The 9547-nt window shown below is 48.4% G+C and carries 8 protein-coding genes; 7 read left to right on the plus strand and 1 reads right to left on the minus strand.

Annotated features, from left to right (window positions below; genetic code table 11):
* Positions 1-239: 239 nt before the first annotated feature.
* A complete protein-coding gene (locus QUA03_RS12175) occupies positions 240-452 on the minus strand; it encodes a chlorophyll a/b-binding protein (protein ID WP_006634547.1) in 213 nt (70 codons plus the stop codon).
* Positions 453-1030: 578 nt separating this feature from the next.
* Between QUA03_RS12175 and hflX the strand changes: the two genes are divergently transcribed.
* From hflX to QUA03_RS12210, 7 genes are all read left to right on the plus strand, one after another.
* Positions 1031-2626: a GTPase HflX gene (gene hflX, locus QUA03_RS12180; RefSeq protein WP_333212377.1), complete on the plus strand. Its 1596-nt coding sequence runs from the start codon at positions 1031-1033 to the stop codon at positions 2624-2626.
* Positions 2627-3090: 464 nt separating this feature from the next.
* Positions 3091-3423, plus strand: coding sequence for a PEP-CTERM sorting domain-containing protein (locus QUA03_RS12185; RefSeq protein ID WP_333212379.1), 333 nt, complete (start codon positions 3091-3093; stop codon positions 3421-3423).
* Positions 3424-3919: 496 nt separating this feature from the next.
* Entirely contained in the window at positions 3920-4183 is a 264-nt protein-coding gene (gene grxC, locus QUA03_RS12190; protein WP_333212381.1) for a glutaredoxin 3, read from the plus strand.
* Between the two features lie 67 nt (positions 4184-4250).
* Positions 4251-5210 (plus strand): glutathione synthase, encoded by a 960-nt coding sequence (gene gshB, locus QUA03_RS12195; protein WP_333212382.1) that lies wholly within the window; start codon positions 4251-4253, stop codon positions 5208-5210.
* Positions 5211-5460: 250 nt separating this feature from the next.
* Positions 5461-6600 carry a Gfo/Idh/MocA family oxidoreductase gene (locus QUA03_RS12200; protein WP_333212384.1) on the plus strand — a complete coding sequence of 380 codons (1140 nt, stop codon included), beginning with the start codon at positions 5461-5463 and terminating at the stop codon, positions 6598-6600.
* Positions 6601-6708: 108 nt separating this feature from the next.
* On the plus strand, positions 6709-8547 hold the full coding sequence (locus tag QUA03_RS12205; protein WP_333212386.1) for a CHAT domain-containing protein: 1839 nt from the start codon (positions 6709-6711) through the stop codon (positions 8545-8547).
* 166 nt (positions 8548-8713) lie between these two features.
* Positions 8714-9295: a hypothetical protein gene (locus tag QUA03_RS12210; protein ID WP_333212388.1), complete on the plus strand. Its 582-nt coding sequence runs from the start codon at positions 8714-8716 to the stop codon at positions 9293-9295.
* Positions 9296-9547: the final 252 nt, after the last annotated feature.

The following is a 9547-nucleotide window of genomic DNA, read 5'->3' on the forward strand; positions in this document are numbered from 1 at the left end:
AATACAGCAGGGGCGATCGCCTTTACGCAATAAATATCTGTTGGTATCAATATTCACCGCGCCAGCGACAGCGCCCCCACCCGTAATTATGGAATCACAGCAAGAAGTCTTTTAATGCCATTCAAAAGTAACGAAAGATACAAAGGGACACAACCATAGTCGCTGCCATTTGTAACTTTTAGCCTGTCTGGCAGTGGCGGCATTTAGTCACGCTGCCAGACAGGAAAGACTGCTCGTCATTAGTGAGCAATGTAGGTAGGCAGAAAGTGAAGTATGTCACGTAGAACACTATATCCAGCGGCATCCCAAAGCAAATAAGCTAAGAAACCGATCATCGCTAAGCGACCGTTCCAAAGTTCTGCTTGCGGGTTGAAGCCAAACAAGAAGGCATTCCGATCTTTGCCGTTGTAAGCATTAGCCGTAGGAGGCAGGTTAGTAGGACGAGTTTCCATGTTTTTACATTCCTTAACAATGTTCGCTTCTCATGGTAGCGACCTAATTTCTGCTTTGCTATCTGTCTCTAGGCTCAAGATACACACAAGTCTAAAGGAGGATTTTGAAACAAAAAATAAAGTGTTAACTTTTGTTGCGCGAGTTTTTTCAGCGATCGCCTGTATCTGTAAATACTAAATACAACTGCAAGTTGAGAGGGCCGCTGTGAAAGGCTCCATCGCCCCGTAGCGACAAACGACGGCGCTGGTGACTCGACAATACTGAATCCGCGCTCTGATAGAGGCAAGAAAATTTAGTAAATTGGAACTTAAAACCAGAACACGATCGCCCTTGAGTTAACTAAAATAGGAGATAAACAGATCGATCGGGAGAAACAGTTATCGAAACCATCTACGGCCATCTTCAAGGTTTAAAGTCCAGCCAGCTCAAGCAACTCGAAAAGCTTTACCACCAGCGACTACCGGGCGATCGCATCACCACTGCAGAATTCGCCCAGCGCGTCGCCGCCATCAGCACGGAAATAGACAAACCAATCTGCACCTACATCAACCGCCGCGGACAAGTAATTCGCGTCGGCGTGGGTACACCGCGGCAAACGCAGATTGCGCCCTTAGAACTGCCCCGCTACGGGGGAGGTCGCCTCAGCGGCATTCGCTGCATCGCCACCCACCTGAAGCCAGAAACCCCAAGCGAAGCAGCCCTCACAGCAATGGCAATTCAGCGCCTCGACGCCCTGGTTTGGCTGACACTGACCGGCGGAGGATTTCAGCGCCGCGGGGGCGGTGCGACTGGTTACATCCAAGAAACTTATCTCGCTCACCTGATACCCCAGGGAAACCAGCCAAATTTTGAGTTCTCTGTTTTGAGCGCTCAGTTAGAACCAGATGCAACTGATGAAATAGAAGAGCCTTCAATTCCCAAGTCACTAATTCAAACTCCACACTTTCCCTGGAAAATATCAGAACCGCTGAATTTGGACGAGCTCGCCGACCAAGACTTTCTGGATTTGGTGGAAGGACTCGAAGCAGACTTTCAAGCAGAGTTTGTCGCTAAGCAGGTCGATGCAGACCAAGACAAAGTGCTGTTGGTAGGTGTAATGACTCAGCACATGACTCAGTTGGAGTTTGAGGACGGCCTGGCAGAAATCACGCGGCTGGTTGAAAGCGCCGGGGGTCAGGTTCTGCAAACCGTGCGCCAAAAACGATCGCGCCCCAATCCGCAGACAGTCGTCGGCGAAGGCAAAGTTCAGGAAATCTCCCTCACAGCTCAGACGGTTAGCGCTAACCTCGTTGTATTCGATCGCGACCTGTCGCCGGCACAAATACGGAACTTGGAAACTCAGATAGGTATCCGCGTCGTCGATCGAACAGAGGTAATTCTCGACATTTTTGCCCAAAGAGCTCGATCGAGCGAGGGTAAATTGCAAGTCGAACTCGCTCAGCTAGAGTACGCCCTGCCCCGGCTCAGAGGTCGCGGTCAGGCAATGTCGAGACAGGGTGGCGGCATCGGTACCAGAGGCCCAGGGGAAACCAAGCTAGAAACCGAACGGCGGACGATCGCCAAACGCATTTCTCGGTTGCAGCAAGAAGTAAATCAACTGCTGGCGCACCGCTTCCGGCTGCGGCAGAACCGCCATCATCACGATGTACCCTCAGTGGCGATCGTGGGCTACACCAACGCGGGTAAATCGACTCTGCTCAACCTGCTCACAAATTCCGAAGTCTATGCCGCAGACCAGTTATTTGCCACCCTCGACCCTACAACTCGGCGGTTGACCATTCCCGGCACTGTCACCAGGGAACCCCTGTCGATCGTCCTCACAGATACAGTGGGCTTTATTCGCGAACTGCCCCCCGCCTTGATAGACGCTTTCCGGGCTACCCTGGAAGAAGTCACTGACGCCGATGCTTTGCTGCACCTCGTCGATCTCTCCCATCCCGCGTGGCAGAGCCAAATTCGATCGGTCATGAATATTTTGACAGATATGCCCGTAACTCCCGGCCCAGCCCTTGTAGTCTTTAACAAAATCGATGCCGTAGATGGAGAGACTCTCGCCCTCGCCCGAGAAGAATTTCCTCAAGCAGTATTTATTTCGGCCGCCAAAGGTCTTGGGATGGAAACTCTCCGCGACAGACTTGTTCAGCTCATTCAATACGTCCTCTACCCTCGGTAAATACTTAAATATTCCTTTTGAATAGTTGACATCGGGGAATATACGTACATATACTGAGGACAGATCTAGTCGAACTATGAGATTATAAAAGAGTAGTCAGATTGTGCATTGCAAAGTACAATACAGCATCTCTATTTTGCGCTCGGTTAAATAAATAATTGCCCGAGACCGCGGTCAAGGTAAAAAGACTCTTTGTTAATGGCTGTAAAGGCTGTTGCTTCAGAGGTTGCAAAAAGATGTTGCTTCACTCTGGTCCAACCACGGTACGGAATGTCAAGGTGAAAGAGAATAATATTATTAAAGTGTTTGGGCACTCATCTCAAGCGCTATACTATCTTTTACAGGCGTCCGCGAGAGAATACATCCATTTATTGTAAGAACTCTAAAATCCTTGCCCGTCGTACAGCGCTAATCTCTAGGACTATTTCTATTTTTCGATTTTACCACTGTTTAACTAAATAGTTATGTGTACGCCACTGGCAAAACTAGCAATTGGACTCTCTGCCACAATGGCAACAGCGTTTTACTATCTAGCTGCCGCCCCTCCGGCAGCAGCAGTAGATGTCTGCGGTCCGGGAAATTATTCTACTGCCTGTGCCTCCAGCCAGACATCAACAGCAACGACATCCGACCCGCAATTAGCGACCGAGGGGAGTTTGTCCCAAATATACATCACACCTTCGAGAAGCTCAACTTCTATTCCTGAACCGGGTACTGCGATCGCAGTCCTACTAACAGGTGCAGGAATGATCTGTTCGTGCAGAAAGCGAAACAAGCAGGTTGGTCCGCAGCGCTAGGCAGGCTGATGACCAACCTGTTTGCCTTTACAATGTCTCCGTTTTTTTAAGCATGGGTATTTGTTTACTTAAATTTATATAAAAAATAAAAAATTGTATAAAAAATAACTTGACACCTCGCTTCGGTTGTGCGCTGCAAATAGAGCCGGATGTTGAAGGAAGAAAGCGATAGCGACTTCAGTCAGGGTAAAAAAAAAGAAGAAGGCAAATGCACTTCCCGGCAAGGGTTTCAGCAGTGAATAACCTCCGGTGTAAAAGATAAGGTTGCTACATGTTGCTATATATAATAAAAATTAAAATATAAAAATTAAAATAAGATTGGTTAAGATCAATCCTTCGGACAGTTTTTTATAGGCAACCGTAGAATAAGGGTTTCAAGGCTCCAAGGCAAGTTGGCTACCAACGAAAAATCCAGGGTTTCAGCCTAGGAACTAAAAACAGTCCGCACTATGGTTAAGATTACAATTAAAAAATATTGTTATTGTTTGAGCGTCCCATGACCCCTAAAGTAGAAATTTACACTTGGAGAACCTGCCCGTTTTGCATTCGTGCTAAAGCACTGCTGAAACGAAAAGGGATTGATTTTACAGAGTACGCGATCGACGGAGATGAAGCAGCACGGGCTCAAATGAGCGATCGAGCCAACGGAGGCCGCACCCTGCCCCAGATATTCATTAACGACCAACACATAGGTGGCTGCGACGAAATCCACAAACTCGATACTCAAGGCCTGCTAGATCCGCTGCTAGCAGCAAAATGAGGCATTCCCTGTCGAATTTTCCGTTAGCCCAAATTTTCCTGTGACCAATTCTTAATTTTAATTGACAATGAAATTTGCATTCATCATCGATCCCCTCGCGCGACTAATTCCAGGACACGATACCAGCGTAGCGCTGATGGAAGCCGCTCAAGAGTTGGGTCACGAAGTCTGGGCAACTCAAGCCAAAGAACTAAGCGTCATCGGCGGCAAAACTTGGGCAATGCTCAGTCGGGTAGCCCTCACCCCAGTAAAAGTGGTAGATGGACGCTGGGAGGCGGCTGAGGCTTGGTACCAGGTAGAACAGCCTACTTTGCAGCCTCTGGAAGCAATGGACGCAGTATTTATGCGGACAGATCCCCCAGTCAACATTCCTTACCTCTACGCTACTTACCTTCTAGACGGCATCGATCCGGCTAAAACTTTGGTAGTTAACAGTCCCAAAGGATTGCGGGCGGCGAATGAAAAGATGTATGCTTTGCAATTTGAGGGAGCGATTCCTGAGACAATTGTTTCTCAAAACAAGCAGGTAATTCGGCAATTTGTTGAGAAAAAAGGAGCAGCAGTTCTTAAACCCTTGGGTGGCAAAGCTGGCGAGGGGATTTTGTTCTTGGAAGCGGGCGATCGCAATCTCAACTCCCTGGTCGAAATTAGCACTCAACAAGGGCAAATTCCAGTGATGGTTCAGACTTATCTGCCGGAAGCAAAAGAGGGAGATAAACGGATTATATTGTTGAACGGCAAGCCCATCGGTGCTATCAACCGCATTCCCACCGGCAATGAATTTCGCGGCAACATGGCCGTCGGCGGCCGAGTCGCAAAAACCGAAATTACCGACCGCGAACTGCAAATTTGCGCTCAGTTAGAACCCGTGCTGCAACGGGACGGACTGTACTTTGTCGGCATTGATATCATTGGCGGTTATCTGACAGAAGTTAATGTCACCAGCCCTACAGGGATCAGAGAAATTGACTTGTTTGACGGGGTTAGTTTGGGCAAACAAGTAATTGAATGGGTAGTGAGTCAGTAGTCAGTAGTCATTAGTCAGTAGTCAGTAGTCAGTAGTCATTAGTCATTAGTTATGAGTTATGAGTTATGAGTTATGAGTTATTGGTCATTAGTTATTGGTCGCAGCTAAAAAATAACAAATAACAACTAACAACTACCAACTACCAACTACCAAAAGCCAACTATCAACAGCCAACAGCCAACAGTCAACAGTCAACAGCCAACAGTCAACAGTCAACAGTCAACAGTTAACAATTAACAATTATTAAATTATGTCAAAAATTGGCGTTGCAGTAGTCGGTACCGGTTTCGGTCAAAAAGTACACCTTCCCGGATTCCAGGCCCATCACCGGACAGAGGTTGTGGCTGTTTACCACCGGAATTTAGACAAAGCAAAGGCGATCGCCTCTACCCACAATATCCCCTACGCTTGCGACTCGATCGCCGATATAGTAGCTATCCCAGAAGTGGCGGGCGTCAGCATTTCCACGCCGCCATTTTTGCATTATGAAATGGCAAAAACCGTCTTGGAAGCAGGCAAGCATTTATTATTAGAAAAACCCACAGCCCTGACAGCAAATGAAGCCAGGGAACTTTACCGATTGGCAAACAACGAATCTCCAACCGATTTTAAAAATGGTGGTTCCAGAGCAATTGCCACAATGGACTTTGAGTTTCGCTTCATCCCCGCATGGCAAATGCTAGCAGAATTATTGGCAGCAGAATATGTGGGAGAAAAGCGTTTAATTAAGATTGATTGGCTGGTTTCGAGCCGCGCTGATGCGAGTCGCCCTTGGAATTGGTACGCGCAAAAAGATCGAGGGGGCGGAGTTTTGGGCGCGACTGGTTCTCACGTTTTTGATTATATTAGCTGGCTGTTCGGCCCGCCCCAAAGGCTCTCTGGGCAATTGATTACAGGAATTTCGCGGCGGCCCGATCCGAATGATTCGGGAAAATTAAAATTAGTTGATGCAGATGATTCGTGCACGTTGATGTTGGAATTAGCCGGGGGAACGCCTTGTCAAGTTTGTTTGAGTTCTGTTACTTATCAAGGGCGGGGACACTGGGTGGAAATATACGGGAGTAAGGGTACGTTGGTGTTAGGAAGCGACAACCAGCAAGATTACGTCCACGGCTTTCGCTTGTGGGGTTCCCAAGGTGGAGAACCTTTAGCTGAAATCAAAATTCCTCAAAGATTGGAGTTTCCTCAAGTATATCCAGACGGGAGGATTGCAGCGTTTATTCGAGTAGTAGATAGGTGGGTAGAGGCAATAGATGCGGGCGAATCGTTGATACCGTCGCTGAGGGAAGGGGTTTACTCGCAGTTGTTGATGGATTTGACCCAGGAGTCGAATGCTACGGGAACTTGGGTAGATTTACCTAATATAGATAATTTTTTGGGCACTAAGTAAAAGTAAAAACTGCCAAAGCAATCTCACGCACTCGATCGCACCCCAAACCCGATAAACTACAAATAGAGAAACTCAATTCAACCCTATATCCAGAGTCGGTAGTTGTGAATGGCGCGCCCTGAAAGTCCTTGCCTCAGTATAGCGATCGCTCGCCTGAGAACCGCTGGGGCAAACCATTTTGCCACTTGGGTTCTACAAGCTCCTTATCCCAGCGGGTACGTTCACCACGACTGTATGTGGCCCGATACCCTCTCCCAATCTTGGAAAGCTTGGCAGGAAATGTTTTCGCCCTCCGGGACAATTCACGAATTGCCCCTAAATCCTGATGGCAGTTTCGTCTCGCCAGAAAACAACCAGAATATACTGGCAGAAACTGAACAACGAAGCCCTCAGTCGCTAGACCTCGCTCCAGCGACGCCCTCTGTGCCGCTCCACCTCGGTCAACGGGGGTGGGGCAACAAGGGGGATCTGCATCCGCCTCGGCCACCGGCAAGCTACAGCAGTCGCCTGATGCAGCATTTGGGGATTAATCTTTGGCAGTGGCTGTTTGAAGGGCCGATTCAGGGTAGTCTCCAGGAAAGTAAAGGTATCGCGATCGGGCAAAATCTACCCCTCCGAGTGCGCGTAGACTTGCGCGAACCGTATTTAATTGCTTTACCTTGGGAAATTATGCAGCCTCAAGCCGGTCAACCGGCAATTTCTCTGTCGCAGCAACTGCTGTTCAGCCGAACTACCAGCAATGTTGAACCTTTGCCACCCCTGCAGCCTGCGGAGTCGCTCAACATTTTGCTAGTTTTGGGACAAGCAGAAACCGGCGGCGGTGCTAATTCTCAATTTTCCAAGAGTAATAACGGTCATTTGCAGTTGGGAGAAGAAGCACTCGCCTTAGCTGGCGTTCTGGAAAGTGCTTTTCAAACCGACGACAGTGACAAATATTTTGACATCAGCGTTCCGACTCGCGTCGATACTCTGATCGAACCTACCCCGGCGGAACTCATTTCTCGGCTGGAAACGCAAGCTTACAACATTCTGTTTTACGCCGGCCACGGGATACCGGGCCCCGACGGCGGTTTGCTGTTTTTGGGGCCGGAAACGGCGATTAATGGGACTGAACTGGCTCAGGTTTTAGTTCGGTGCCGCGTGACTCTGGCGGTGTTTAATGCCTGCTGGGGAGCTCAGCCGGCGGTGGAGAGGCTGCACTCAACTAACGGTCAGCAACAGGCAATCGCCCGCAGCAGTTTGGCTGAGGTACTGATTCATCACGGGGTGCCTGCAGTGTTGGGGATGCGGGACTCGATCGCCGATCGCGAGGCCCGGAGTTTTATCCAAACTTTTGCCCAAGCTTTGGCCGGACGGATGTCGATCGATCGGGCAGTCGCCGTCGCCAGACAGCAGTTACTAACGCTCTACAAGTTCAATCAACCGGCTTGGACGCTGCCTGTGCTGTATATGCACCCTGAGTTTGACGGCCAGCTAACTGAGCCGGTAGATGATCTCAAAACAGAATTGCCTTTAAATTCTTCTACTTGGTTGGGACGGTTGCCGTCTTGTGCTTATTTGCGGGGGCGCGATCGACCGAATGCCAAATCCACCGACTCCACCAATCAGGTTTGGCCGATTCGCGCAGGTATGGTTCGAGTCGGACGGTGGGAAGAAAACGACGTAGTGATTCGAGAACAGTGGGTTTCTCAAAAACACGCCGAGATTTTCTGCCGCAACACTATCGGAGATAGCCGGGAAGAACCTAGCTACTTCCTCCGCGATTTTTCTCGCTACGGGACTCTAGTTTTGGGATCTGAGGGATGGCAGAGAGTTCACCACCAAGAATTGCTGCTACGCAGCGGGACTCAGCTAAAATTTGGCAGTTCTCAAGGTCAGATTTTTGAGTTCACTATTGAGGTTCCTAAAACTTCGGGGTACAGTGAGACTGATTGCGGAACGAATTAAGGTGCGGGTGTAGCTAATGAAGGCAAGCAGCGAGTAGCACAGCAAAGTTCTGGGCGTTGAGTCTCCAGTCTGAATTTGAAAGAGTTATTTACCACTGATAGCTCGCAACTAGCTCTTGGCACAGTCCCCCCTCTGTCTTTTCCTTTTCCCACTTAGGTATTACATCATGGCTACCCAATCTACAGATTCTGAATATTTCCGCGACTCTCAAACTCAAGCCCAGATGGAACTTCTCGCCACAATTGTTCAGACTGATGTTGCTTACCCCTGGAATCCTGCACAGCTTGAATCCGAATCTTATTTGGCTGCCCTAGAGCAGGAATTTGCGCTATCTGATTCCTTCAGCGACAGCGATATTGCCCTGAAGTCGCAAGTTTTATTCTCGCAATTAGAACAAGTTTGGCTGACGACTGCTCTGCAAAAGTCTTTGCGCGAGAAATTTGCTCGCGTTCCTCAAGATTTTCTGGCCAGCATCGCTCAAAGCGTGCAAAACGCAACTGTTAAGTATCAATCTTTAGCTGACCAGATGGTAGAGTGCGTCTTAGATATTTTGCCTCAGTGGGCTGAGGAAGATTTGCAGGTGTTGGCACGTCCTTTGGCTTATGCCATGCGAGATGTGGATTCGGAAGGGGGGGAATTGGTCATGGCTACTAAAAGGCCTTGGGCCCAATTGTCGGAAATAGAACAAGCCAGAGTTAGTTTGGCTGTCGCCCGCTATGCAATCTCGCAATTAGAAATTGCTGATTAGTTTTTTGATGGCTAAATTTTTGTGCTGCGAACGCGGTAATTTTTTTAAATTAATATAAAATCAATCTACCTTTAGTTAGATGTCAAATTCATCTAATTGCTAAATTTTCTGGATTGCTATAGTTTGATATAGCAATCCTATTTGATTTGTAGACAAGATATAGCCTTGCTCAGTAAGGATCGCGAATTAAATAACTTACAATTTTAATTGTTATTGTGGGATGGGCGTCCCGCCCGTCCTTTTTGGACGGGC

Origin of the sequence: Microcoleus sp. S36b_A4, assembly GCF_036700645.1 — a bacterium.
Lineage (GTDB): Bacteria > Cyanobacteriota > Cyanobacteriia > Cyanobacteriales > Microcoleaceae > Microcoleus.